Annotated in this window: 20 protein-coding genes and 1 tRNA gene; 11 read left to right on the top strand and 10 right to left on the bottom strand. The window is 64.7% G+C overall.

Annotation, left to right across the window (positions count from 1 at the left end; translation table 11 throughout):
• Positions 1-10 precede the first annotated feature (10 nt).
• Positions 11-823 carry a DUF4198 domain-containing protein gene (locus MUB52_RS05635; protein ID WP_263843228.1) on the bottom strand — a complete coding sequence of 271 codons (813 nt, stop codon included), beginning with the start codon at positions 821-823 and terminating at the stop codon, positions 11-13.
• Here MUB52_RS05635 and MUB52_RS05630 point away from each other — a divergent pair.
• Positions 822-1,967 (top strand): HupE/UreJ family protein, encoded by a 1,146-nt coding sequence (locus MUB52_RS05630; protein ID WP_263843227.1) that lies wholly within the window; start codon positions 822-824, stop codon positions 1,965-1,967. The genes MUB52_RS05635 and MUB52_RS05630 overlap by 2 nt on opposite strands.
• A 3-nt stretch (positions 1,968-1,970) precedes the next feature.
• On the opposite strand, the gene MUB52_RS05625 is transcribed toward MUB52_RS05630, so the two are convergent.
• The gene (locus MUB52_RS05625; protein ID WP_263843226.1) at positions 1,971-2,591 is read right to left on the bottom strand and encodes a thiamine phosphate synthase; all 621 of its coding nucleotides are present in this window, start codon (positions 2,589-2,591) and stop codon (positions 1,971-1,973) included.
• Between the two features lie 131 nt (positions 2,592-2,722).
• Here MUB52_RS05625 and MUB52_RS05620 point away from each other — a divergent pair, with 131 nt between their 5' ends.
• Genes MUB52_RS05620 through MUB52_RS05610 form a run of 3 tightly spaced genes read left to right on the top strand, consistent with a single transcriptional unit; the run spans position 2,723 to position 6,171 of the window.
• Positions 2,723-3,487: an RNA methyltransferase gene (locus MUB52_RS05620; RefSeq protein WP_263843225.1), complete on the top strand. Its 765-nt coding sequence runs from the start codon at positions 2,723-2,725 to the stop codon at positions 3,485-3,487.
• 57 nt (positions 3,488-3,544) lie between these two features.
• Positions 3,545-4,699: a heme A synthase gene (ctaA, locus tag MUB52_RS05615; RefSeq protein WP_263843224.1), complete on the top strand. Its 1,155-nt coding sequence runs from the start codon at positions 3,545-3,547 to the stop codon at positions 4,697-4,699.
• Positions 4,696-6,171, top strand: coding sequence for a carboxypeptidase M32 (locus MUB52_RS05610; protein WP_263843223.1), 1,476 nt, complete (start codon positions 4,696-4,698; stop codon positions 6,169-6,171). The genes ctaA and MUB52_RS05610 overlap by 4 nt, the downstream gene beginning before the upstream one ends.
• Before the next feature lie 3 nt (positions 6,172-6,174).
• On the opposite strand, the gene MUB52_RS05605 is transcribed toward MUB52_RS05610, so the two are convergent.
• The 3 genes from MUB52_RS05605 to gyrA form a co-directional block, all read right to left on the bottom strand.
• Complete coding sequence (locus tag MUB52_RS05605) at positions 6,175-6,525, bottom strand: DUF6614 family protein (RefSeq protein WP_263843222.1); 351 nt, start codon at positions 6,523-6,525, stop codon at positions 6,175-6,177.
• A 56-nt stretch (positions 6,526-6,581) separates the two neighbouring features.
• Positions 6,582-7,115, bottom strand: a complete 534-nt coding sequence (locus MUB52_RS05600) for a hypothetical protein (RefSeq protein ID WP_263843221.1) — start codon at positions 7,113-7,115, stop codon at positions 6,582-6,584.
• Between the two features lie 90 nt (positions 7,116-7,205).
• A complete protein-coding gene (gene gyrA / locus MUB52_RS05595) occupies positions 7,206-9,920 on the bottom strand; it encodes a DNA gyrase subunit A (RefSeq protein WP_263843220.1) in 2,715 nt (904 codons plus the stop codon).
• A 229-nt stretch (positions 9,921-10,149) separates the two neighbouring features.
• Between gyrA and MUB52_RS05590 the strand changes: the two genes are divergently transcribed.
• The gene (locus tag MUB52_RS05590) at positions 10,150-10,419 is read left to right on the top strand and encodes an usg protein (protein ID WP_263843219.1); all 270 of its coding nucleotides are present in this window, start codon (positions 10,150-10,152) and stop codon (positions 10,417-10,419) included.
• Between the two features lie 31 nt (positions 10,420-10,450).
• Here MUB52_RS05590 and MUB52_RS05585 read toward each other — a convergent pair whose 3' ends face one another.
• Positions 10,451-11,398, bottom strand: coding sequence for a radical SAM protein (locus MUB52_RS05585; protein ID WP_263843218.1), 948 nt, complete (start codon positions 11,396-11,398; stop codon positions 10,451-10,453).
• A gap of 173 nt (positions 11,399-11,571) precedes the next feature.
• Between MUB52_RS05585 and zwf the strand changes: the two genes are divergently transcribed.
• From zwf to pgi, 3 genes are read left to right on the top strand one after another with little or no spacing between them, the layout of a single operon-like run.
• On the top strand, positions 11,572-13,038 hold the full coding sequence (gene zwf / locus MUB52_RS05580; RefSeq protein ID WP_263843217.1) for a glucose-6-phosphate dehydrogenase: 1,467 nt from the start codon (positions 11,572-11,574) through the stop codon (positions 13,036-13,038).
• Positions 13,035-13,706, top strand: a complete 672-nt coding sequence (gene pgl / locus MUB52_RS05575) for a 6-phosphogluconolactonase (protein ID WP_263843216.1) — start codon at positions 13,035-13,037, stop codon at positions 13,704-13,706. Before zwf ends, pgl begins: the two co-directional genes overlap by 4 nt.
• Positions 13,703-15,310 (top strand): glucose-6-phosphate isomerase, encoded by a 1,608-nt coding sequence (gene pgi, locus MUB52_RS05570; RefSeq protein WP_263843548.1) that lies wholly within the window; start codon positions 13,703-13,705, stop codon positions 15,308-15,310. The genes pgl and pgi overlap by 4 nt, the downstream gene beginning before the upstream one ends.
• Positions 15,311-15,362: 52 nt before the next feature.
• Here pgi and MUB52_RS05565 read toward each other — a convergent pair whose 3' ends face one another.
• A complete protein-coding gene (locus tag MUB52_RS05565; RefSeq protein WP_263843215.1) occupies positions 15,363-15,863 on the bottom strand; it encodes an acyl-CoA thioesterase in 501 nt (166 codons plus the stop codon).
• Between the two features lie 100 nt (positions 15,864-15,963).
• Here MUB52_RS05565 and MUB52_RS05560 point away from each other — a divergent pair, with 100 nt between their 5' ends.
• Both MUB52_RS05560 and MUB52_RS05555 read left to right on the top strand, forming a co-directional pair.
• Positions 15,964-17,583: a long-chain fatty acid--CoA ligase gene (locus MUB52_RS05560; RefSeq protein ID WP_263843547.1), complete on the top strand. Its 1,620-nt coding sequence runs from the start codon at positions 15,964-15,966 to the stop codon at positions 17,581-17,583.
• A gap of 82 nt (positions 17,584-17,665) precedes the next feature.
• Complete coding sequence (locus MUB52_RS05555; protein ID WP_263843214.1) at positions 17,666-18,109, top strand: hypothetical protein; 444 nt, start codon at positions 17,666-17,668, stop codon at positions 18,107-18,109.
• 7 nt (positions 18,110-18,116) lie between these two features.
• On the opposite strand, the gene MUB52_RS05550 is transcribed toward MUB52_RS05555, so the two are convergent.
• The 3 genes from MUB52_RS05550 to MUB52_RS05540 form a co-directional block, all read right to left on the bottom strand.
• Positions 18,117-18,190 (bottom strand) — tRNA-Gly (locus tag MUB52_RS05550).
• Positions 18,191-18,236: 46 nt separating this feature from the next.
• Positions 18,237-19,088 (bottom strand): class I SAM-dependent methyltransferase, encoded by an 852-nt coding sequence (locus MUB52_RS05545; RefSeq protein WP_263843213.1) that lies wholly within the window; start codon positions 19,086-19,088, stop codon positions 18,237-18,239.
• Complete coding sequence (locus MUB52_RS05540; RefSeq protein ID WP_263843212.1) at positions 19,085-21,133, bottom strand: ASKHA domain-containing protein; 2,049 nt, start codon at positions 21,131-21,133, stop codon at positions 19,085-19,087. Before MUB52_RS05540 ends, MUB52_RS05545 begins: the two co-directional genes overlap by 4 nt.
• 271 nt (positions 21,134-21,404) lie before the next feature.
• Here MUB52_RS05540 and guaB point away from each other — a divergent pair, with 271 nt between their 5' ends.
• On the top strand, positions 21,405-22,853 hold the full coding sequence (guaB, locus tag MUB52_RS05535) for an IMP dehydrogenase (RefSeq protein ID WP_263843211.1): 1,449 nt from the start codon (positions 21,405-21,407) through the stop codon (positions 22,851-22,853).
• Positions 22,854-22,884: the final 31 nt, after the last annotated feature.

The following is a 22,884-nucleotide window of genomic DNA, read 5'->3' as shown; positions in this document are numbered from 1 at the left end:
CAAGGGCGTCTCACTCGGGGACCGAGAAGGTCAGCGCAGCCCAAAGCGTCTCCCAGACCGGCGCGCGGTCTTCCATGCCCGCCTCGGGGCTGGGGCGCAGGACCACGGCATCGAAGAGGTAGCTGTGGCCGGGCTTGACCGGCACGCTGGCCTCGCCCTCGCTGTCAGTGCGCGTCAGGCTGACCGTCACCGCGCCTTCGGGCGCGCGCTCGAAGACTTCGACCTGTGCATCCGCGCGCGGCGCGCCGTCATAGAGCACACGGACCCGCATCTCGCCGTCAAACGCAGGCTCGTACGGGTTGCTCAGCGCCACGAATTCTGTCGCCAGACCAAAGGCCCGGTCTTCGCCCGCGCCGCTGCCGATGGCGATCAGCGATTTTGCGTGGCGCGTATAACTCTCGCGGAAGCCCTCCTTGGGCCAACCGGCGGCTTCATGATCGGCGGCTGCGTTGGGGAAATCCTTGTGCGCCGCGAACTTCAGAAACTTCGGCCACTCCTTGTAGGTCAGCTGCGAGGGCGCGGTTTCATGCAGGACAACCAACAGACCCTCCGCTTCCGGCGCAGTGGTGGCGAGGGCCGGGGTGTCACCCGCACGCCCCTGCACGGGAATGACGCTGTCCCCCAGCACCAGCTCGAACCGGGTGAAGCGGTTTTCGAACCACGCGAGGGTGATGCCCTTGAAGTCCTCGCCGTTGCGCAGATGTGCCGTCAGCGCCGCCCCTGGCGCGACCGTATAGTCCTCGGGGTCGATCCAAAACTCATGGCCAAACCCGGGCTGAGCCGCTAGCAAGAGCGCAAACACCGCATTTCGTGAGACCCGCATGACCTCTCCCTTTTCGACCCTCTTTCGGAAGCTGTTGTTTCTGGCGGCTTTGTCAACCGCCTGCCTCTGGATCGCCGGGGGCCGGGGGCATGCCCATGAGCTGGAGCCGACCATTGCAGATCTGGCCGTGACAGATGGCGGCGTGGTGACGCTCGATCTGCGCATCAATCTCGAGGCGTTTCTGTCGGGTGTCGACCTCGATGCGGTGGAAAACACAAACGACGATGATGCGGGGCCCGCGTACACGGATTTGCGCGCACGCGCGCCCGAGCAGCTGGCCGCCCGGGTGCCGCAGCTCATCACCGGGTGGAACGCCCTGCCGCTGCTGAGCGCGGGCGACGCGCTGGTTCTGGAGCAAAGCGGGCTCGACATCCCCGCTGATCTCGGCGCTGATCTGCCGCGGATCTCGACGCTGCGCCTGACCGCGGCGCTGCCCGAAGGCGCAGCCGAGATCACGCTGACCTGGCCCACGGGTGCCGGCGCGCTGGTACTCCGCCAGCAAGGGGTCGAGGCGCCCTACACCGGCTTTCTGAGTGGTGGCGAGCGCAGCCCGGCGATCCCCCTCGCAGGCGGCGCTGCGGCCAGTGGCTGGCAGACCTTCGGCGCCTACATACCGGTGGGTTTTGACCACATCCTGCCCAAGGGGCTGGACCATATCCTGTTCGTCCTGGGCCTCTTCTTCCTCAGCACACGGCTGGCGCCGCTGATCTGGCAGGTCAGCGCGTTTACACTCGCGCATACCGTCACGCTGGCGCTGGGTGCGCTGGGATGGGTGAACATCCCGGGCAGCATCGTTGAGCCGCTGATTGCCGCCTCGATTGTCTATGTCGCGGTCGAGAACGTCTTTACCTCGGGCCTCAATCCCTGGCGCCCGGCCGTCATCTTCGGGTTTGGCCTGCTCCATGGGCTGGGGTTCGCCTCGGTGCTGGGTGAGTTCGGCCTGCCCGAAGGCCAGTTCATTCCGGCGCTGATCGGTTTCAATATCGGGGTCGAGATCGGCCAGCTGACGGTCATCGCCATCGCCTTCCTGCTGGTCGGCTGGTTCAGCCGCAAGGCCTGGTACCGGGGGCGCATCGCGGTTCCCGCGTCCTGCGTGATCGCTGCCGTGGGTGCCTTCTGGTTCGTCGAGCGGGTGTTTCTCTGAGGCTCAGCCCAGTGCCGCTGTCAGGGCGGCAAGTGCCCCCACCGGATCGTCACTGTCCCAGATCTCACCGCCAATCCCGAAGAAATCCGTGAAGGGGGCCAACTGAGCGACGGTTGCCGCATCGAGCCCGCCTTCCGCAACCACGGGTACTTCGATCATCTCGGACCACCACTGAAAGAGCGCGGACTCGGCAAAGCTGCCATCGTCGAGATTCGAGGCGCGCACCGGGCCGAAGCTGACATAATCGGCACCGGCCTCACCCGCCGTCATACCATCGTGCCGGGAGGCCCCACAGAAGCTGCCCACGATGGCGTCGGGGCCCAGGGCCTTGCGCGTTGCGCGCACCGACCGCGCAGCATCGGTCAGGTGCACGCCATCGAGGCCCAACCGCTCGGACATCAGCGTGTGATCGGTCAGCACCAGGGCGATATCGCGCGCATGGGTCACCTCGCGCAGCCCATCGGCGGCCCGCGCGATCCGATCTTCGTCGCGTGTCGCCAGATCCAGCCGCACGCAAGCGACGGGCTGCGCATCGAGCACCGATGCCAGCCGATCGGGAAAGCTGCTCAATTCGATCTCCGGCGGCGTGATCAGATAAAGCTGGGGGCGCTCGGGCGTGTCCATGAGCTGTCCTCTCGAAGTCTTTTTCCGAGCATGTAGCGGAACTCATTGGGAATGAAAACTTCTATGCAGCAGGTTGCTCCCGCTGGCTGCTGCGGCTTGCGGGCGCCGCGGTTCGACCGTAAGAGGCCACCATGAGCGATCCCATCGAGCTGCCAACCACTCCCGCCTTTGTCCTGGTACGCCCGCAGATGGGTGAAAACATCGGGGCTGCGGCGCGCGCGATGTGGAATTTCGGGTTGGACCGGATGCGGATCGTCGCCCCGCGGGACGGCTGGCCGAACCAGAACGCAGTGGCGATGGCCAGCGGGGCCGGGCGGCTGCTGGACGAGGCGCGCCTGACGGATGATCTGGCGGGTGCCATCAACGACTGCACCTTTGTCTATGCGACCACCGCCCGGTCGCGGGATCTTACCAAGCCGGTCGTGAGCCCCGAAGAGGCGATGCGACAGGCCGCCGCGAAAATCGCCGACGGCCAGCGGGTTGCGGTGCTCTTCGGCCCGGAACGCGCGGGGCTGGAAAACGAGGATATCGCGCGGGCCAATGCCATCATCTCGGTTCCCGTCAATCCGACGTTTCCATCCCTGAACCTCGCGCAATGCGTCCTGCTTGTGGCCTATGAGTGGATGCGCGCAACGGCAGAGATCACCCACGAGACCGTCGAGATGGCGGGGACCGTCTGGGCCGACGCCGTCGAGATCGAGCATCTGGCCAACCATTATCAGGACCGCATGGAGGAGGCCGGGTTCTTCTTCCCGGACCACAAGGCGCAGTCGATGCGGACCAACCTGCGGAACATGTGGAGCCGCATGCCGCTCACCCGCGCGGATGTGCAGATGCTGCACGGCATGTTGCGCCAGCTGATGCGGTGGAAAACGCGCGACGACGAGACGCGCTAGACGCCGCCGTGCGTTGGTCTTAGGTATGCAGCGCGAGATCAAAGCAAGGACAATCGCATGAGCAGCAAGCGCAAGCTCTTCGAGGAGGTTGGCGAGGCCACGACCACGCGGCCAGCCGCACAGCCAGGCGGTATTGATCAGGGCCACGCGGGCGCGCGCGGCGCGATCCGCATCTGGCTGATGATCCTCTTTGCGCTCGTCTTCCTGATGATCGCGGTGGGCGGGCTCACGCGCCTCACCGACAGCGGGCTCAGCATCACCGAGTGGCGCCCGATCACGGGTGCGCTGCCCCCGATGAGCGCTGCGGAGTGGGAAAGCGAGTTCGCCAAATACCGCGCCATCGACGAGTTCCAGATCCAGAACCAGTGGATGGAGCTTGAGGACTTCAAGGTGATCTACTGGTGGGAATGGGGTCATCGGCAGTTGGGACGCGTGATCGGCCTCGTGTGGGCGCTCGGCTTTGGCTGGTTTGCGATCCGCCGTCAGATCCCACCGGGCTGGACGCCCAAGCTTTTGTGGCTCGGCGCGCTCGGCGGCGCGCAGGGGGCCATCGGCTGGTGGATGGTGGCCTCGGGGGTCACACAAGGCGAGGGCATGGTGGACGTGGCGAGCTATCGGCTCGCCACGCATCTGGGGCTTGCCTTCGTGATCCTCGGGTTCATCACCTGGTACGTGCTGCAACTGGGCCGGTCCGCGCGCGATCTGATGCAGGCGCGACGGGCGAAGGAGGCAAAGCAGTGGGGCATGTCCACCGGTCTGTTGCACTTCGCGTTCCTGCAGATCCTGATCGGGGCGCTGGTCGCCGGCATCGACGCCGGCCGCAGCTACACGGACTGGCCGCTGATGGGGGGGCAGCTGTTTCCCGCCAGCGCCTTCGTGTTCGAGCCGATGTGGCGCAACTTCTTCGAAAGCCCGGGGCTGGTGCAGTTCATCCACCGGGTCACGGGCTACCTGCTGGCCCTCTTTGCGATCATCGTCTGGTTGCGCGGGCGCAAGTCCGCGCATGCCGCAACCCGCTTTGCCTTCAACGCAGTGCTGGCCGCCGTCGCCTTGCAGATCGTGATCGGCATCGGAACGGTGCTCTACGGCGCGCCGGTACATATCGCGCTGGTCCACCAGCTGATGGCCGTGATCCTCTGGGTCCTGATCCTGCGCGCCCGTTTCCTCAGCGGCTACCCGCTGGCCACATCGTTGCGAGGATCTTCCGCATGACCGCTTATGACGCCTTGATGGCCTTCACCCGCGAGACCGAAGCGCTGGCCCAGATCGCCGGGCGGCTCGATTGGGACCAGGAGACCATGATGCCGCGTGGTGCGGGGCCGCAACGCGGCGAGGAATGTGCCGCAATCGCCGGTGTTCTGCATGCCCGGCGGATCGATCCGCAGGTGGGTGAGTGGCTTGCGGCACTCGAAGATGCAGAGCTCGACGCGACGGCCCAGGCACAGCTGCGTCACATCCGCCGCAGCCACGCGCGCAACAGCAAGGTGCCCGCCGCGCTGGCCACGCGCATCGCGCGGGTGACCTCAGAGGCACAGGGCATCTGGGCCGAGGCGCGTGCCAACGAGGATGTCGCCTCCTTTACGCCGATCCTCAAGGAGATCATCGCGCTGCGCCGGGAAGAGGCGCAGGCGCTGTCGGAGGGCGGGCCGCTCTACGACGCACTTCTGGACGACTACGAGCCCGGGACCACGGGCGATGAGCTGGCCGCGATGTTCGGCGCGCTGCGGCCGGCGCTTGCTGAGCTGCGCGCCGCGGTCCGCGAGGCGCCGGCGCCCCCGGCCTTGACCGGCCGCTTCGACGAGGCGGCACAGATGGCGCTGTCGCGCACACTGGCGGAGGTCTTCGGCTACGACATGACCCATGGGCGGGTCGACAAGGCGGTGCACCCCTTCAGCTCCGGATCCGGGCTCGACGTGCGGATCACGACGCGCACCAATCCCGAAGATCCCTTCAACTGCTTCTATTCGACCATTCACGAGGTTGGACACGCCACATATGAGCAGAACATCGACCGCGCCTATCTGCTGACCCCGCTGGGCGCGGGCGTGTCCATGGGGGTGCACGAAAGTCAGAGCCGCATCTACGAAAACCAGATCGGGCGCAGCCGCGCCTTCACGGGCTGGCTGTTCGGCCAGATGCGGGACGCCTTCGGCGACTTCGGCATTGGCGATGAAGAGACCTTCTATGCCAGCGTCAACCGCGTTGCCGATGGCTACATCCGCACCGAGGCGGACGAGCTTCAGTACAACCTGCATGTGCTGATGCGCTTCGATCTGGAGCGCGCGCTGATGGCTGGCGATCTCGGCGTGGCCGATCTGGAGGCCGCGTGGAACGACCGCTTTGCCGCAGATTTCGGCTTTGCGGTCGACAAACCCTCGAACGGCATGCTGCAGGATGTGCACTGGTCTGTGGGGCTGTTCGGCTATTTCCCGACCTACAGTCTCGGCAATGTCTATGCAGGCTGCCTGCACGAGGCCATGCGCGCCGCGGTTCCCGACCTTGATGATCAGCTGTCCCGTGGGGACGCATCCGGGGCCACCGCCTGGCTGCGGGAGAACGTGCAAAGGCACGGGGGGCTCTATGCGCCGCGCGAAGTCATTGCGCGGGCCTGCGGTGCCGCCCCCTCGGAAGCGCCGCTGCTGGCCTATCTGAAGCAGAAATTTTCCGACATCTACGACCTGTAGCCGTCAGAGCAGCGCCATACGCTCGGCGCGCTCCATATCGGGGTAGGGGCGGTAGAGCGCAAAATCGGCCGAGGCGATCAGATCGTTCACGGCGCGGTGCATCTGCGCGACATCATCGTCATGCGCGCCGGTCAGGCGGAAGGCGTCGTCCAGCTGCGCGAGGCCATCCACCTCGATCTCCAGCAGGAAATCGCGGTAGCAATCGGCCGCGAGATTGAGCTTGCGCCGCATCAGTCGCCACCCGCCGATGACACCCTGACTGTTCAGATAGCCCATCCAGTCATCCAGCGCCTTGGCAAAGAGCAGCGCTTTGGCATCGTCTTTCAACGTGATCATGCAGCAGTAAACATTCATGAAAGCACCTCTTGCGTCACACCGGCTCACTCTGCGCTGAAATGCTTGCGGTCCCGTTAAGAGCGGGGCAGGTTGCGGGGATCAAAGCTGCACCACTCGGCGGCCCGCGCCAGCGCCTCGCGAAAGCCCGAGATGGAGAACACCCCGTAAACCCATGTTTCACCAAGCAAAACGCGATCAAGGGCGACCGTGACCGACTGCGCGGCACTCATGGTGTTCAACAGCATCTCGGGGACGAAACCGGCGGTCATCTCCGCGACGTAGCCGCCGGCGCCGTAGCCCGTGAACATCTCGTCACCAAGCCAGAGTGCAGATCCATCAACCTCGAGGACGACCGCATCCTCCTCATCCCATGGGGCGTCCGTCTCACCGGGCCAGGGGGTGTATTCATATTGAAAGGCAGCGTTGAAGCCCTTCACATCGAAACTGAAGATCAGTGTCCCCGAGGTGTCCGGCGCGGCCCGTTCGGTATAGACGAAGCAGCGGTTGCCCATCTTCGCTGCCGCCCAATCGCCGCTCTGAAACTGTGTCGCAGCCGCGGCCGTCGCGGCGAGAAGAAGAATGGCTGGCGCCAGAACCCTGTGCAGCATGTGGAGACCCCTTGGCGAACTCTGCGCCACCAGGGTCTATCGCGCCGGGCTTAACACTCCCTTGAAGCAAGGGGGGCAAGGCATCGGCGTCTATTCCTCCGTCGCCTCTTCGGCGGCCTCGCCCTGATCCGCGATCCAGGCGACGCTCACGACCTCTTCGCCCTGACCGGTGTCGAACACCTTCACGCCCCCTGCCGACCGGGAGCGGAAGGAGATGCCCTCGACCGGCACGCGGATCGACTGGCCCTTGGAGGTCGCCAGCATGATCTGATCGTCCATCTCGACAGGGAAAGAGGCCACAAGCGCACCGCCGCGCATCGCCTTGTCCATGGCCTGCACGCCCATCCCGCCACGGCCGCGCACCGGGTAATCGTGGCTGGAGCTGAGCTTGCCCGAACCACCCGCCGTCAGCGTCAGGATCAGGTTTTCCGCCGCCGACATCTCGGCATAGCGGTCGGGGCTGATGGTGGCGTTCGCGTCGGTCTCTTCCTCATCCGTGCCGTTGCTCTCTGCATCATCTGCGATCCCCGCCATGGCGCGGCGCATCTTGAGATAGGCCGCGCGTTCATCCGACGTGGCATCGAAATGCCGAATGATCGACATGGAGACAACCTTGTCGTCGCCGTTGAGTTTCACGCCGCGCACGCCCACCGAGCTGCGCGAGTTGAAAACCCGCACGTCCGTCGAGGGGAAGCGGATCGCCCGGCCCGAGGCGGTGACCAGCATCACGTCGTCATCCGGTGAGGCGATGCGCGCGTTGATCAGCGTGGTCTCGGCGTGCTCGTCCTCGAACTTCATCGCGATCTTGCCATTGGATTTCACATTGGTGAAATCGCTCAGCGCATTGCGCCGGACGGTGCCCGCGGAGGTCGCGAAGACGATCTGGAGCTCCGACCAGTCCTCCTCCGGCCGGTCGATCGGCAGGATCGCGGCCACCGAGACACCCGAGGGGATCGGCAGGATGTTCACAATCGCCTTGCCCTTCGATGTCCGCCCGCCCTGCGGCAGGCGCCAGGTCTTGAGCTTGTAGACCATCCCGTCCGTGGTGAAGAAGAGCAGTTGTGTGTGCGTGTTGGCGACGAAGAGGGTGGTGACCACATCCTCTTCCTTTGTCTGCATGCCAGCGAGCCCCTTGCCGCCGCGGCGCTGGCTGCGGAAATCGGCCAGGGGCGTGCGTTTGATATAGCCGCCCGAGGTGACGGTCACGACCATATCTTCGCGCGCGATCAGGTCTTCGTCGTCCATATCGCCAGACCAGTCGACGATCTCGGTGCGACGCGGCACGGCGAAAAGTTCGCGCACCTCACGCAGCTCGTCGGCGATGATGCCCATGATCCGCTCGCGGCTGCCGAGGATCTCGAGGTACTCCTTGATCTTGCCCGCGAGCTCTTCGAGCTCGTCGGTCACCTCTTTGACGCCGATCTGCGTGAGCCGTTGCAGTCGCAGTTCGAGAATGGCGCGGGCCTGCGCCTCGGAGAGGTTGTAGGTGCCGTCGTCATTGGCCGTATGGGTCGGATCGTCGATCAGGGCGATGTAATCGAGGATCTGTTCGGCGGGCCAGCGCCGCGTCATCAGCTTTTCGCGGGCCTCCGCCGCGTCGGCAGACGCGCGGATGGAGGCCACCACCTCATCGATATTGGTGACCGCGACGGCCAGACCACAGAGAATATGGCTGCGCTCCCGCGCTTTCCGGAGCAGGTAAGCCGTGCGGCGCGCAACCACATCCTCGCGGAAATCGATGAAGTAGGTCAGGAACTTGCGCAGGGTCAGCTGTTCGGGCCGGCCGCCGTTCAGTGCCAGCATGTTGCAGCCGAAATAGGTCTGCATCGGTGTGAAGCGGTAAAGCTGGTTCAGCACCACGTCCGAGACCGCATCGCGCTTGAGCTCGATCACCACGCGCACCCCGTTGCGGTCGGATTCGTCCTGCACATGGGCGATGCCGTCGATCTTCTTCTCGCGCACCTGCTCGGCGATCTTCTCGATCATCGTGGATTTGTTCACCTGATAGGGGATCTCATCCACGACGATCGCCCAGCGGTCCTTGCGCAGCTCTTCCAAGCGCGTCTTGGCCCGCACGATGACCGAGCCGCGCCCCTCCAGATAGGCTTTGCGCGCGCCGGAGCGACCCAGCATGATCCCGCCTGTCGGGAAATCGGGGCCGGGCACATACTCGATGAGCTGTTCAGAGGTCAGGTCCGGGTCTTCGATCAGCGCCAGCGTCGCATCGACCACTTCGCCGAGGTTGTGCGGCGGGATGTTTGTGGCCATGCCGACTGCAATACCGCCGGCACCATTGACCAGCATGTTCGGGAAGCGGGCAGGGAGCACCGTGGGCTCCTGCTGCTTGCCATCATAATTGTCCTGAAAATCGACGGTGTCTTTGTCGATATCGTTCAAGAGATAGGCGGCAGGCTTGTCCATGCGCACTTCGGTGTAGCGCATTGCCGCGGGGTTATCCCCATCCATCGACCCGAAATTGCCCTGGCCGTCGAGCAGAGGCAGCGACATGGAGAAATCCTGCGCCATGCGCACCAGCGCATCGTAGATCGCCGAATCGCCATGTGGGTGATACTGACCCATCACGTCGCCGACCGGGCGCGCAGACTTGCGATAGGCCTTGTCGTGGCTGTTGCCCGTCTCATGCATGGCGAAAAGGATGCGGCGATGCACAGGTTTTAAGCCATCCCGCAGATCCGGGATCGCCCGGCTGACGATGACGGACATCGCGTAATCGAGATAAGACGTGCGCATCTCATGCTCGATGCTGACAGTCGGCCCATCGTAGGCTGGGCGCTCCGGCATCATTTCATCATCATTTTCAGGGGGTTGTGGTGTGTCGCTCACGTAAATTGCCCAATTTTTCCGCAGGGTCTATATATTGTGGATCAACACTATCAGAGGGGACACATAGGGTGCAATCCCTCACGTCTCCTCCGGCTGGCAGCCGGGCACATCAAGTGATAACAGGCTGTTTTTATTGAAAAGTAATTTGATCCTGCCATTCTGGACCCGTTAACCAGTTGCGGAGACACACATGAACCGATCCGAAACCGAATTGATGCTGAAAGGATACGGCCTGACCACGGCTGAATTCTTCTACCGCATGCCCGACTATCAGAACGTTCTGAACAGCTTCATCTGGCAGGAATACGACATTGCGCCAGACCATCCGCGGCTCTTTGAATTCGTCGACTTCTGGAAGTCGGAAATCGAAGGTCCGCTGCATTCGGTGCGCTTCACCCACCGCAAGATGATCAGCCCGGGCGAGTGGCGCAATGTGACTGGCGAATTTACCTTGCACTGAACTGCGTCCGACAGCGGAGGCTCCCGGCTGATCAGGCTGAACAGCTGGCCCCGCCGAGGACACAGAACTTGGCGCAATGCGGATGGTTCAATGCCACCGCCTTTTCGGCGTCGGCCAGCGTGTGGCCGAGTTCGAACTCCGGCGAGTAGGGCAGCAGTGTGCAGGCCAGAACAGCAGGCCGATCCGCGCCCTTGCGTTTGACCACCATCCGCGAGGAAGCGCACATCAGCGCATCGGGGGATTTGTTCAAGACACCCCAGCAGGCGGTGGTGATTTCAGGCACCTCGACCGTCTCGTCCATTTCCGGAAAGAGAACCGTCATCGTCGGATCGTCGGCATCGATGTCAAAGCCGTGCTCGACAAAAAACGCGGCATAGCCCGCCCGGCTTTCCGCCTCGTCATGCGCCATGATGGAGCGGCCCGCCACGGCCATGCGCAGCCCGTTGTCCCGTAGCCATCTCATGCCGTGGAGGGTCTTTTCGAAGACGCCGGCGCCCCGCTCAGCATCGTGCAGGTCCGCCTCGTAGTGATCGACAGAAACCCGGAGGGTCAGCCTGCCGGGGAAGGCGGCATTCAACTCTTTCAGACCCTCCTGCATCTTGCGCCGCATCATCGGGCGCATGGCATTTGTCAGGATGAGAACCTCATATCCGCGCGCCAGCGACCGGCGCGCCATCTCGATCATCTCGGGGTTCATGAAGGGCTCGCCGCCGGTAAATGCAATCTCCGAGATCGGCCAGCCGCGCGCATCGATCTGGTCGAGGTAATCTGACACCTCATCCGCGGTGATATAGACCAGCCGGTCGTTCGACGGGCTGCTCTCGATATAACAGTTCAGACATGCGATGTTGCAGAGCGTGCCGGTGTTGAACCACAGCGTCTTTGGCGCGGTCAGGGCGACGGTCGCACGCGGTTCACCTTCGGCGGTCACCTCGGGGTCGATGAACTTGCCTGCATTGGCCGGTGCCAGATCTTTCATTTGGGTCGTGGTCCTTGCGTGCCTGTTGCCGTGACCTTGTGCTAGGGGATAGGTAAATGCAAGAAAACAGCTTTTGACCCACCTGCACGCTCTTGTGATCAGGTTTCATTCGCGGCATGTTTGCGCTAACATGAACAGTGGCCAACGCGCCACCCACTCAGGAAAGACCCCTTATGGTTTCGCGCGTTATACCCGTTGATCCCTTCGATCTCGTGATTTTCGGCGGCACGGGCGATCTGGCGCGCCGCAAGATTCTGCCGGGGCTGTTCCGGCGTTACTGCGCGGGCCAGATGCCTCCGGAGGCGCGGGTGATCGGCGCCGCGCGGGCCGAGATGGACGATGCGGCCTACCGCGAGATGATCGGAGAGGCCATCGCGGAATTCGGCGACGGCAAGGCTGTCGACCAAGACAAGCTGAGCGCCTTTCTGGAGACGCTGTCTTACGTCGCCATTGATGCGCGCGGCGAAACCGGCTGGCGCGCCCTGGCCGGCCACATGCGGCGCAAAGTGGTGCGGGCGTTCTACTTCTCGGTCGCACCGGGCCTCTTCGGCGATCTGGCTGAGCGGCTCAACGCCCACGGGCTGACCGATGATGACAGCCGTATCGTCGTGGAAAAGCCGTTCGGGCGCGATCTGGCTTCGGCGCGGCAGCTCAACCAGGATCTCGCGGCCTTCTTCGACGAGCGCCAGATCTACCGGATCGATCACTATCTCGGGAAGGAGACGGTGCAAAACCTCATGGCCGTGCGCTTCGGCAACATGTTGTTCGAACCGCTCTGGAACAGCCAGTTCGTGGATCACATCCAGATCACCGTGGCCGAAACCGTGGGCGTGGGCGGGCGTGGCGACTACTACGACAAGTCGGGGGCCATGCGCGACATGGTGCAGAACCACCTGATGCAGCTTCTCTGCCTCATCGCGATGGAGCCGCCTGCACGGTTCGATCCTGATGCGGTGCGCGATGAAAAGCTCAAGGTGATCCGCGCACTCGAGCCGGTGCAGCCGCATCACATCGTGCGCGGCCAGTACAGCGCCGACCCGGACGACCCCGAGAGCCTGCCGGACTACCGCACGGCCGTGGAAAACCCCAAATCGAGGACCGAGAGCTTCATCGCGCTCAAGACCCACATCGCCAACTGGCGGTGGGCCGCCACGCCGTTCTACCTGCGCACCGGCAAGCGGATGGTGGCGCGCTCCTCGGAGATTTCGATCGTCTTCAAGGACACGCCGCACTCGATCTTCGGCGAAGAGGCCGGGCGGCATCGCAACGTGCTGTCGATCCGGCTGCAGCCGAATGAAGGCATCAAGCTCAGCGTGACCATCAAGGAGCCGGGACCCGGCGGAATGCGGCTCATCGACGTGCCACTCGACATGACTTTCGCGGATGCACTGGGGCCGGATGGGGCTGAAAATGTCGATGCCTATGAACGGCTTATCATGGATGTGATCCGGGGCAACCAGACCCTCTTCATGCGCGGCGACGAGGTCGAAGCCGCCTGGGCCTGGACCGATCCGATCATCGAGGGGTGGACAAACCGCGGTGATGTGCCCAAGCCTTACGACAGCCACAGCGCGGGGCCGGATGCCGCGGCTCAGCTGATGCGTCGTGACAACCGGGACTGGCGGGAGGTGACCCCATGATCTTCAAGGAGAATGCGGACCGCGACATGGCGATCATGAATGTCGCCCATGCAATCACCAGCGACCTGCGCAAATGCCTGTTGCAGCACGAGGTGGCGAGCTTTGCCGTGCCGGGCGGCACCACGCCCGGGCCGATCTTCGATGCGATGAGCTCGGTCGAGATCGACTGGGCGCGCGTGCATGTGATGCTGACCGACGAGCGCTGGGTGCCCGAGGATCACCCCCGCTCGAACGCGGGCCTGGTGAAGGCGCGGATGCTCACCGGGAATGCGGCCGCCGCGAAGTTCATCCCCTTCTACCGCGAGGGTCTGAGCGCCGCGGAGGCCGCGCCGCAGCTTTCCGAGGCACTGGCGGACAAGATGCCCATTTCGGTGCTGCTGCTGGGCATGGGGGCAGATATGCACACCGCCTCGCTCTTTCCCGGCGCCCCGGGCACCGAGGCCGCCATGGCCCGGGACGCGCCGCTGCTCTGCGCCGTGACGCCGGCGGATCAGCCGGAACCCCGGATCACCTTCAGCGCGGCGGCCCTTGACGGCGCCATGGACAAGCATCTGGTGATCTTCGGCGAGGACAAACGGGCCGCCTTCGAAAAGGCGCAGTCCCTGCCGCCCGCCGACGCACCCATTTCCGCCGTCATCTCCGGAGGAATCGTCCATTGGGCCGCCTGACACAGCATTGGCAGGCGCTTGCGGCGCGCCAGGCGGACACGGCCGAGCGGCCGATCCTGTCGCTTTTTGACGATCCGGGCCGTGCCCCGGCGTTCTCGGCCCAGACGGGCGACATGTTCTTTGACTATTCGAAGACCAACATCGACGCCGAGACACGGGCCGCGCTGATCGATCTGCTCGAGGCCGCGGATGTGGAGGGCAAGCGCGCGGCCATGTTCTCGGGTGCTGCAATCAACGACACCGAGGGCCGCGCGGTGCTGCACACGGCCTTGCGCAACCTCGATGGCGGGCCAGTCTTCGTCGATGGCTTCGACGTGATGCCCGGCGTTCTTGCGACGCTGGAGCGGATGCGCGTCTATGCCAACCACATCCGCGGCAGCGAGATCACCGATGTGGTGAATATCGGCATCGGCGGTTCCGATCTCGGGCCTGCCATGGCCGTGGAGGCGCTTGCCCCCTATCACGACGGTCCGCGCTGCCATTTCGTCTCGAACGTGGACGGGGCTCACATCTCGGATACGCTGCGCGGGCTGGATGCCAAGACAACCCTCGTGATCGTTGCCTCGAAGACCTTCACCACCATCGAGACGATGACGAACGCGCGCACCGCAAAGGCCTGGATGCAGGACCACGGCGGCGACCCGGCGACGCAATTCGCAGCACTCAGTACCGCCGAAGAGAAGACCAAGGCCTTCGGCATTCCGGCCGAAAGCGTCTTTGGCTTCGAGGATTGGGTCGGGGGGCGCTATTCCATGTGGGGGCCGATCGGCCTTGCGCTGATGATCGCGATCGGGCCGAAGGCCTTCGATGCCTTCCTGCGGGGCGGGCAGGCGATGGATCAGCATTTCAAGGCCGCAGACTGGTCGGAGAACCTGCCCGCGCTGCTGGCGCTGGTCGGGATCTGGCACGCGCAGGTCTGTGGTCATGCCAGCCGGGCCGTGCTGCCGTATGATCAGCGGCTGGCGCGGCTGCCGGACTATTTGCAACAGCTCGAGATGGAGTCGAACGGGAAGGGGGTCGAGATGGATGGGACACCCCTGACGCGGCCCAGCGGCCCGGTCGTCTGGGGGGCGGCCGGCACCAATGGGCAGCACGCCTTCTACCAGCTCATCCATCAGGGCACCCGCGTCGTGCCTTGCGAATTCATGATCGCCGCGGAAGGGCACGAGCCCGAGCTCGCGCATCACCACAACCTGCTGATCGCAAATTGCCTCGCCCAGTCCGAGGCGCTGATGCGCGGACGCGACATCGACGCTGCGCGAGAGAAGATGGCGACGGCGGGTTTTACAGGCAGCGAGTTGGAGCGGCAGGCGCGCCACCGCGTATTCGCCGGGAACCGCCCTTCGACGACGCTGGCCTATCCCAAGCTCGATCCGTTTGCGCTAGGGCAGATCATCGCGCTCTACGAACACCGGGTGTTTGTCGAGGGCGTGATCCTGGGCATCAACTCCTATGACCAATGGGGCGTGGAGCTGGGCAAGGAGCTTGCCACCTCCTTGCAGCCGGTTGTGGAGGGCCGCTCGGATGCCGCGGACAAGGATGCCTCGACCGCGCAGCTTGTGAGCTTCGTTCGCCGGCATCGAGGGCGAGCAGGGGTGGCCTGAAGCCCACCCTACCGGTCAGTTGCACCCGTCGTGCTGGCAGGTGGGGTGGGCTTCAGGCCACCCCCGGTCGGGCCGTTTCCTCGTGGGCGCCGTCCACCGCGATGAACCGCGCGCGCACCGCCTCCGGGATCGGGTAGCGCGCCGCGCCGTCCGCCGTCAGCAGGACCAGAACGCAGTCGAAGGTGGCGCGCAGCGTGCCGCCCGCCCAAAGTGCCTGCGCCAGCGAGAAGGACGTGGTCCGAAACGCCGTGCACCCGCAGGTGACGATGTAATCCTCATCCATCCGCATCTCCTGCCGGTAGTGGATCTGCCCCGAGCGGATGACAATCCGGGGATCGTGGCCCGCGCCCATGTAGCGTGACAGCCCCCAGTCCTGCGTATAGCGGATGCGCAGCCGCTCGAACCATTGCATGTAGACGGCGTTGTTGACGTGGTTCAGCACGTCAAGTTCGGAAAACCGCACCCGGTCCGCCATGGCCAGCGGCGCCGTCGGATCGAGGCCGAGCCGTGTCTGCAGCGCGGGCGTCAGCGGGGTGTGATAGGGCAGGTCCATGCCCTTCCCATACGAAGTGCCACCCGCTTTGCCAAGCCTTGCCAGCCACGCGCGCCCCATGCAGGGTGGAGCGGCCGGCACCGAATTGGAGGAGGCGAGAATGCTTGGCCAGATGATGACTGCCCCGCTTCTGATTTCGGGGCTGATCACGCATGCCGCGCGCTATCACGGCAGCACCGAGATCGTGTCCGTCGACACTGGCGGTGGCAGCGAGGTCACGACATGGGGGCAGGTGGAGGCCAATGCAAGGCGACTTGCCTCCGCACTGGCGCGCCGGGGCCTGGGCGCGCAGGCTCGCTGCGGCACGATCGCCTGGAACAACCGCCGGCATCTGGAGATCTACTTCGGCGTCTCGGGCGGCGGGTTCGTCTGTCACACGATCAACCCGCGGCTGTTCCCCGAACAGCTCATCTACATCATCAACCACGCCGAAGATGAGGTGCTGTTCATCGACAGCACCTTCGCGCCCTTGCTCGCCGGGCTGCGAGACGCGCTGAAAACCGTCCGGCTGATCGTGCTGCTGGACCCCGTCGTCGGAGAGGCGGCAGAGGCACTGCCCGAGATGATCGCCTATGACGATCTGATCGCCGAGGGGGATGCCGGCTTTGCCTGGCCAAGCTTCGACGAGGCCACCGCCTCGAGCCTCTGCTACACCTCGGGCACGACCGGGCACCCCAAGGGCGTGCTCTATTCCCACCGGTCGACGGTCCTGCACAGCCTTGCCTGCAATCTCAAGGACAGTCTCGGGTTCTCGGCGATGGATGTGGTCTTGCCGGTGGTGCCGATGTTCCACGTCAATGCCTGGGGGACGCCCTATGCCTGCGCCATGGTGGGCGCGCGGATGGTCTTGCCCGGCCCGGGCCTCGATGGCGCCTCGCTGGTCGGGCTTGTGGATCGGTATCGCGTCTCTGTGGCCCTCGGTGTGCCGACCATCTGGCTCGGTCTTCTCGGGGCGGCCGAGGCGGCGAACAGCACGCTCTCGTCGCTCAAGCGGACCATTGTGGGCGGCTCTGCCTGTCCGCCGTCGATGATCGCGACGTTTCGCGACCGCTATGATGTGGAGACGCTGCATGCCTGGGGGATGACCGAGATGTCGCCCATCGGCACCGTCAATCAACCGCTGGCCAAACACCTCGATCTCGAGCGCGACGCGCTGCATCGCCTGCGCGAAAACCAGGGCCGTCCGCCCTGGGGGGTCGAGCTGCGCATCGTCGATGACGACGGCGCGCCGCTGCCCCAGGATGGGCGCACGCAGGGCCAGCTTCTGGTGCGGGGGCACTTCATCCTCGACGCCTATTTCCATATGAGCGAGGCGGACACCTTGCAGGACGGCTGGTTCAACACCGGCGACATCGCGACGCTCGATCCGGATGGCTATCTGACCATCCTCGACCGCGCCAAGGACATCATCAAATCGGGCGGCGAATGGATCAGCTCGGTCGAGCTCGAGAACATCGCGATCGCACATCCAGGCCTCGCCGATGCGGCCGTGATCGGCGTACCGCACCGGAAATGGGGCGAACGGCCCGTTCTCGTCGCCGTGGCAGCAGACGGCAAGCAGCCGGCCACGGCGGCCGTCCTGAGCATATTCGACGGCCGGATCGCGTCCTGGCAGGTGCCCGATGCTGTTGTCTTCGTGGAGGAACTGCCGCGAAACGCCACCGGCAAGGTGCTAAAGCGTGACCTGCGCGCCACGTTCTCCAACATCCTCACGGGCTAAGCCAGATTTAACCCACATCAGGCAAAAAAGGCGTAGAAGGGTATTCAACCCCTGATTTAACACCCTTTGCCGGAGACACGCGATGAAACTGCCCGCCCTGATCCTTGCCGCAGCCTTGCCCACCGCGGCGCTTGCCGGCCCCGACCGCGTCTCGATCCTGCTGGGCTCCGAACACTTCGATGCGGAAGAGGATTTTCGCGAATTCAACCCGGGTGTGTTCCTGACCTGGGAAGGCCCGACCTTCGACTATTCGGTCGGGGTCTTCCAGAACAGCTATTCCAACGTCTCGCCGCTGATCTCCATCGGCTATGACATCGAAGTGGCGACGGAATTCGAGATCGGCGCCTTTGCGGGCCTCGCGGTCTATCCCGGGGAGGGCGACAGGTTCGACCATTCCATCGGCGACGTGATCCCGCTCATCGGCCTGCAGGCGCGCTATCGCAATATCTTTGCGCAGCTTCTGCCGGCAGACGGCCAATCGACCGACGGCGTGCTCGCCTTTGGCCTGACGTTCGAGCTGGACTGAAAAAGGCTGGAGCGGGTAACGGGAATCGAACCCGTAACTTAAGCTTGGGAAGCTCGCGTGATACCTTTTCACCATACCCGCCCGCTGATGTCGGCGTATGTCTTTCACTCCGCGGGGTCAAGGGCGATCACGCGGCAGGGCGACACGCCTGGACATAGTTGATCCGGGCCGGGACGCGCACGCCGTCCGGCGTTTCATAGTCTTGCAGTGCGGCCTCGACCCGGGCCGTGATCGCTGCGCTGTCGTCGGCGTCGCCTTGAAAGTATTCAACCGTGCGGGCAGCGGGCCCGATGCTTGTCGCCATCGCCGCCACTTCGGCCCGGGTGCCGGGGGGCGTCAGGGCCACATCCGTCGCCTCGATGCGGATGTCATGGAACCCGGCGTGCGCGAGGATCCCTTTGACGCGCTCGGCGTCGCGGAAGGCAAAGGGCCCGGGCGCGTCCGGATCAACCGGCGGCGGCGCGCCGAGCACGGCCTTCGCCGCCTGCACCGCAAGGCTGAACCAGGGGTTGTCCGGAAAGGGCCCCCAGACGGCGAAGGTCACACTCCCGGCCGGGCGCAGCCCATGCAGAATATTGCTGAAAGCCGCCTCGGGATCGGCAAAGAACATCACGCCGAAGCGCGAGATCAGGTGATCGAAGCCACCCGCCTCAAAACCGTGCTGCGCCACGTCAGCCTTCAGGAAGGAGACATTGGACCGGCCCGCGCCGCGGCTCTTGGCCAGCGCCAGCATGGTCGGTGAGATATCAGCCCCGAGCACGTGCCCATCCGCGCCCACGCGGTCCGCCGCCTGCAGGCTGCTGGCGCCCGTGCCGCAGCCGATGTCGAGCACCGCGTCGCCCGCCCGCAAGGCCGCCCGGTCCAGAACCCCGTCCAGAACGGGCTGCATCAGCGCATCGAGCAGCGCCTGCTGTGCAACCCATTTCGGACCGGCCTCACCTGTCCAGAACTCTGCCTGTTCGCTGTTGTCCTGGGTCATGCGCGGCGCTTCCGGCGGCGGCCTCCACCTGCCGCCTCTGCCCCCGAACCGCCGGTGTTGAAGGTCACCTCGGGCAGGCTCACGATGGACTTGAGGATCGGGAAGGGCTCGACCGCATTGGGGATCGCTGAGGCGTTCACGAAATGCTCCTGAAAGCGCGGCTCGATGGCGGTTTCCACCTTGTGGATCGCACGCACCGTCGCCTCGATCTCGGCGCGCGCAGCCGTATTCAGCAGGGCGATGCGCGCGCCGGTGCCCGCCGCGTTGCCGGCTGAGGTCACCTTGTCGAGCGGCGCATCGGGGATCATCCCCAGCACCATCGCGTGTTTCGTGGAGATATGCGCGCCGAACGCACCCGCCAGCACCACGCGGTCCACGCTGTCGACGCCGAATTTGTCCATCAGCAAACGCGCGCCGGAATAGAGCGCTGCCTTCGCCATCTGGATTTCCCGGATGTCCCGGTTGGTGATGGTGATCTTGGGCCCGCCCGCATCGGTGCCGTCGTACAGCAGGTAGGAATAGGTGCGGCCATCGAGAAAGCAGCGGTCCGAGCCCGTCTGTTCCGGTGAGCCGATCAGCCCGGGTGCATCGACGATGCCGTGCATGCGCATCTCGGCCACCATCTCGATGATGCCGGACCCGCAGATGCCGGTCACGCCGGTGGTGCCGATCATCGCCTCGAAACCTTCCTCGTCCGACCACAGATCTGAGCCGATGACCCGGAACCGGGGCTCCTTGGTGACGGGGTCGATCTCGACCCGCTCGATGGCGCCGGGGGCCGCGCGCTGGCCCGAGCTGATCTGCGCGCCCTCGAAGGCGGGGCCGGTGGGCGAGGAGCAGGCGAGCACCTTCTCGCGGTTGCCCAGCAGGATCTCGGCATTGGTGCCGACATCTACCACGAGCACCAGATCGTCGGATTTGTCCGGCGCCTCGGAGAGGGCAACGGCGGCCGCATCGGCCCCCACGTGGCCCGCAATACACGGCAGCAGGTAGATGCGGGCTGAGGGATGGATGTTCAGGCCCAGATCGTCGGCGCGCAGCCGCAGGGCGCTGTTGGTCGCCAGCGCGAAGGGCGCCTGGCCCAGCTCGAACGGGTCGATCCCCAAGAGCAGGTGGTGCATCACCGGGTTGCAGACAAAGACGGCATCGACGATCAACTCCTTGTCGATCTCCGCCTCCGCTGCGATCTGGGTGAAGAGCCCGCACATGCCTTCGCGCACCGCGCGGGTCATCTCTTCGGCGCCTTTCGCGTTCATCATGGAATAGGAGACCCGGCTCATCAGGTCTTCGCCAAAACGGATCTGCGGGTTCATGACGCCGGAAGAGGCCAGCACTTCACCGGTCTGCAAATCACACAGATGCGCCGCGATGGTGGTCGACCCGAGATCGACGGCCAGCCCGTAAACCGTGCCCTCGTAGTACCCGGGCCAGATGTTCATGATGCGCGGGCGGTTCTCCTGATCGCCCAGATGCACGGCGACGGTCACCTTCCAACCGCCCTTGCGCAGGATCGGCTGCATCGTCTGAAGGATATGCAGATCGGCAGTGACATCCTGAAGCTCCCACTGGCTCTCCAAAGCGGCGCGCAGCCGTTCCAGATCGCCCGAAGGGTCGTGCATGTCGGGCTCTTCAACCTCGACGTAGAAGAGCTTGGTCGAGGGGTCGAGCACGATGTCCCGCGCCTCGGCGCGCTTGCGCACCACCTGCTTGTGCACCTGGCTTTCAGGCGGGACGTCGATGACCACATCGCCCTGCACCGTGGCCTGACAGCCCAGACGGCGGCCCTTGGCCAGCCCGCGCTTGTCGTCATAGCGCTGCTCGACACTGTTCCAGGCCGACAGCGCGTCGTCGCGGACCGTGACGCCGTGCTTCGAGAACTCGCCATAGCTCGGCGTGATCTGGCACTTGGAACAGATGCCGCGCCCACCACAGACGGAATCGAGGTCGACACCGAGCTGCCGGGCCGCGGTCAGGATCGGGGTGCCGACCGGGAACCGCCCGCGCTTGCCGGAGGGGGTGAAAACCACGAGGGGATCGCTACTCATCTTTTCGTCACACCTGTTCTGTCCCTGCGCGGGACCTTAGCGCGGGCTGGCCCCGGCACATGCTGATCTGCGTCACTTAATACGCCGGGCGCGGCATTGCCCCTCTGAATTTGTCATAACGATTATGAACTTGCGTGAAACGCCGCACAGTTGGGCGCGATCCGGGCGCCGTACGCGGGGCTAGGCCAGCGCAGATTTAGGTCTTTTCATTTCGGCCCACGCGTGAAATAGGAAACTGCCAAATGAGTCACTCCGCGCGCGAGGTATGCTAATGGAGATTCGTGAGGCCCTTACCTTTGATGATGTGCTGCTGGTGCCCGGCGCTTCCTCGGTTCTGCCCTCGACCGCCGATACCCGTACACGCGTCACACGCGCGATTTCCATGAACATCCCGCTTCTGAGTTCGGCCATGGACACGGTGACCGAGGGGCGCATGGCCATTGCCATGGCACAGGCGGGCGGCATCGGCGTGGTGCACCGCAACCTCAGCATCGAAGAACAGGCGCGCGAGATCCGGCGCGTGAAACGCTTCGAGAGCGGGATCGTCTACAACCCGATCACCCTGCGTGCCGATCAGACTCTGGCCGACGCCAAGGCGCTGCAAGATCGCTATCGCGTCACCGGATTTCCGGTCGTCGATGAGAAGGGCCGTGTCGTGGGGATCGTCACCAATCGCGACATGCGGTTTGCCAGTGACGATGCCACGCCGGTTTCGGTCATGATGACCTCAGACAATCTCGCGATCCTGCATGAGCCCGCGGACCGGGACGAAGCCATCAGCCTGATGAAGGCGCGCCGGATCGAGAAGTTGCTGATCACCGACAAGACCGGCAAGCTCACGGGGCTTCTGACGCTGAAGGACACCGAACAGGCGGTGCTGAACCCCACCGCGTGCAAGGATGGACTGGGGCGCTTGCGCGTCGCGGCCGCGACCACCGTGGGCGATGCGGGTTTCGAGCGCTCCGAAGCGCTGGTGGATGCCGGGGCCGATATGATCGTGATCGACACTGCGCATGGCCACTCCGATGGGGTCGCGGCTGCCGTGCGCCGGGCCAAGGCGCTCTCCAACGAAGTGCAGATCGTGGCGGGCAACGTGGCGACAGGCGAGGCGACGCGCGCGCTGATCGACGCCGGGGCAGATGCGGTCAAGGTCGGTATCGGGCCGGGCTCCATCTGCACCACGCGGGTGGTGGCGGGTGTGGGCGTGCCGCAGCTCACCGCCATCATGGATTGTGCGAAGGCCGCCGGCGACACGCCGGTGATCGCGGACGGGGGCATCAAGTTCTCCGGCGACTTTGCCAAGGCCATCGCGGCGGGTGCCTCCTGCGCCATGGTGGGCAGCATGATTGCCGGCACCGACGAGTCGCCCGGCGAGGTGATCCTCTATCAGGGCCGCAGCTTCAAAAGCTACCGCGGGATGGGCAGCCTCGGAGCGATGGCCAGCGGCTCGGCGGATCGCTACTTTCAGAAGGACGCGGCCAGCGACAAGCTGGTGCCCGAGGGCATCGAGGGGCAGGTGGCCTACAAGGGCAGCGCGAGCGCCGTGATCCACCAGCTGGTCGGTGGTCTGCGCGCTGCGATGGGATACACCGGCTGCGCCACGGTGGATGAGATGCGGACCAACTGCCAATTCGTGAAGATCACCGGCGCGGGGCTGAAAGAAAGCCATGTGCACGATGTGCAGATCACTCGTGAGAGTCCCAACTACCGGGTTGGGTGATGTTACTTTACAAATATTTGCACGATCTTTC

The organism is Roseobacter sinensis (genome assembly GCF_025755255.1).
Lineage (GTDB): Bacteria > Pseudomonadota > Alphaproteobacteria > Rhodobacterales > Rhodobacteraceae > Roseobacter > Roseobacter sinensis.
Note: the sequence above shows the minus strand (reverse complement) of the source record. Positions and strands in the feature narration are given on the sequence as shown.

Bases quoted from the DNA above. Each gene is read 5' to 3' on its own strand.
- MUB52_RS05620 (WP_263843225.1), top strand. From the start codon at position 2,723: ATGAGCGATCCCATCGAGCTGCCAACCACTCCCGCCTTTGTCCTGGTA.
- MUB52_RS05605 (WP_263843222.1), bottom strand. From the start codon at position 6,525: ATGAATGTTTACTGCTGCATGATCACGTTGAAAGACGATGCCAAAGCG.
- MUB52_RS05545 (WP_263843213.1), bottom strand. From the start codon at position 19,088: ATGACCCAGGACAACAGCGAACAGGCAGAGTTCTGGACAGGTGAGGCC.
- MUB52_RS05565 (WP_263843215.1), bottom strand. From the start codon at position 15,863: ATGGACCTGCCCTATCACACCCCGCTGACGCCCGCGCTGCAGACACGG.
- MUB52_RS05610 (WP_263843223.1), top strand. From the start codon at position 4,696: ATGACCGCTTATGACGCCTTGATGGCCTTCACCCGCGAGACCGAAGCG.
- MUB52_RS05590 (WP_263843219.1), top strand. From the start codon at position 10,150: ATGAACCGATCCGAAACCGAATTGATGCTGAAAGGATACGGCCTGACC.
- MUB52_RS05630 (WP_263843227.1), top strand. From the start codon at position 822: ATGACCTCTCCCTTTTCGACCCTCTTTCGGAAGCTGTTGTTTCTGGCG.
- ctaA (WP_263843224.1), top strand. From the start codon at position 3,545: ATGAGCAGCAAGCGCAAGCTCTTCGAGGAGGTTGGCGAGGCCACGACC.
- MUB52_RS05625 (WP_263843226.1), bottom strand. From the start codon at position 2,591: ATGGACACGCCCGAGCGCCCCCAGCTTTATCTGATCACGCCGCCGGAG.
- MUB52_RS05540 (WP_263843212.1), bottom strand. From the start codon at position 21,133: ATGAGTAGCGATCCCCTCGTGGTTTTCACCCCCTCCGGCAAGCGCGGG.
- MUB52_RS05560 (WP_263843547.1), top strand. From the start codon at position 15,964: ATGCTTGGCCAGATGATGACTGCCCCGCTTCTGATTTCGGGGCTGATC.
- gyrA (WP_263843220.1), bottom strand. From the start codon at position 9,920: ATGATGCCGGAGCGCCCAGCCTACGATGGGCCGACTGTCAGCATCGAG.
- zwf (WP_263843217.1), top strand. From the start codon at position 11,572: ATGGTTTCGCGCGTTATACCCGTTGATCCCTTCGATCTCGTGATTTTC.
- guaB (WP_263843211.1), top strand. From the start codon at position 21,405: ATGGAGATTCGTGAGGCCCTTACCTTTGATGATGTGCTGCTGGTGCCC.
- MUB52_RS05555 (WP_263843214.1), top strand. From the start codon at position 17,666: ATGAAACTGCCCGCCCTGATCCTTGCCGCAGCCTTGCCCACCGCGGCG.
- MUB52_RS05600 (WP_263843221.1), bottom strand. From the start codon at position 7,115: ATGCTGCACAGGGTTCTGGCGCCAGCCATTCTTCTTCTCGCCGCGACG.
- MUB52_RS05585 (WP_263843218.1), bottom strand. From the start codon at position 11,398: ATGAAAGATCTGGCACCGGCCAATGCAGGCAAGTTCATCGACCCCGAG.
- MUB52_RS05635 (WP_263843228.1), bottom strand. From the start codon at position 823: ATGCGGGTCTCACGAAATGCGGTGTTTGCGCTCTTGCTAGCGGCTCAG.
- pgl (WP_263843216.1), top strand. From the start codon at position 13,035: ATGATCTTCAAGGAGAATGCGGACCGCGACATGGCGATCATGAATGTC.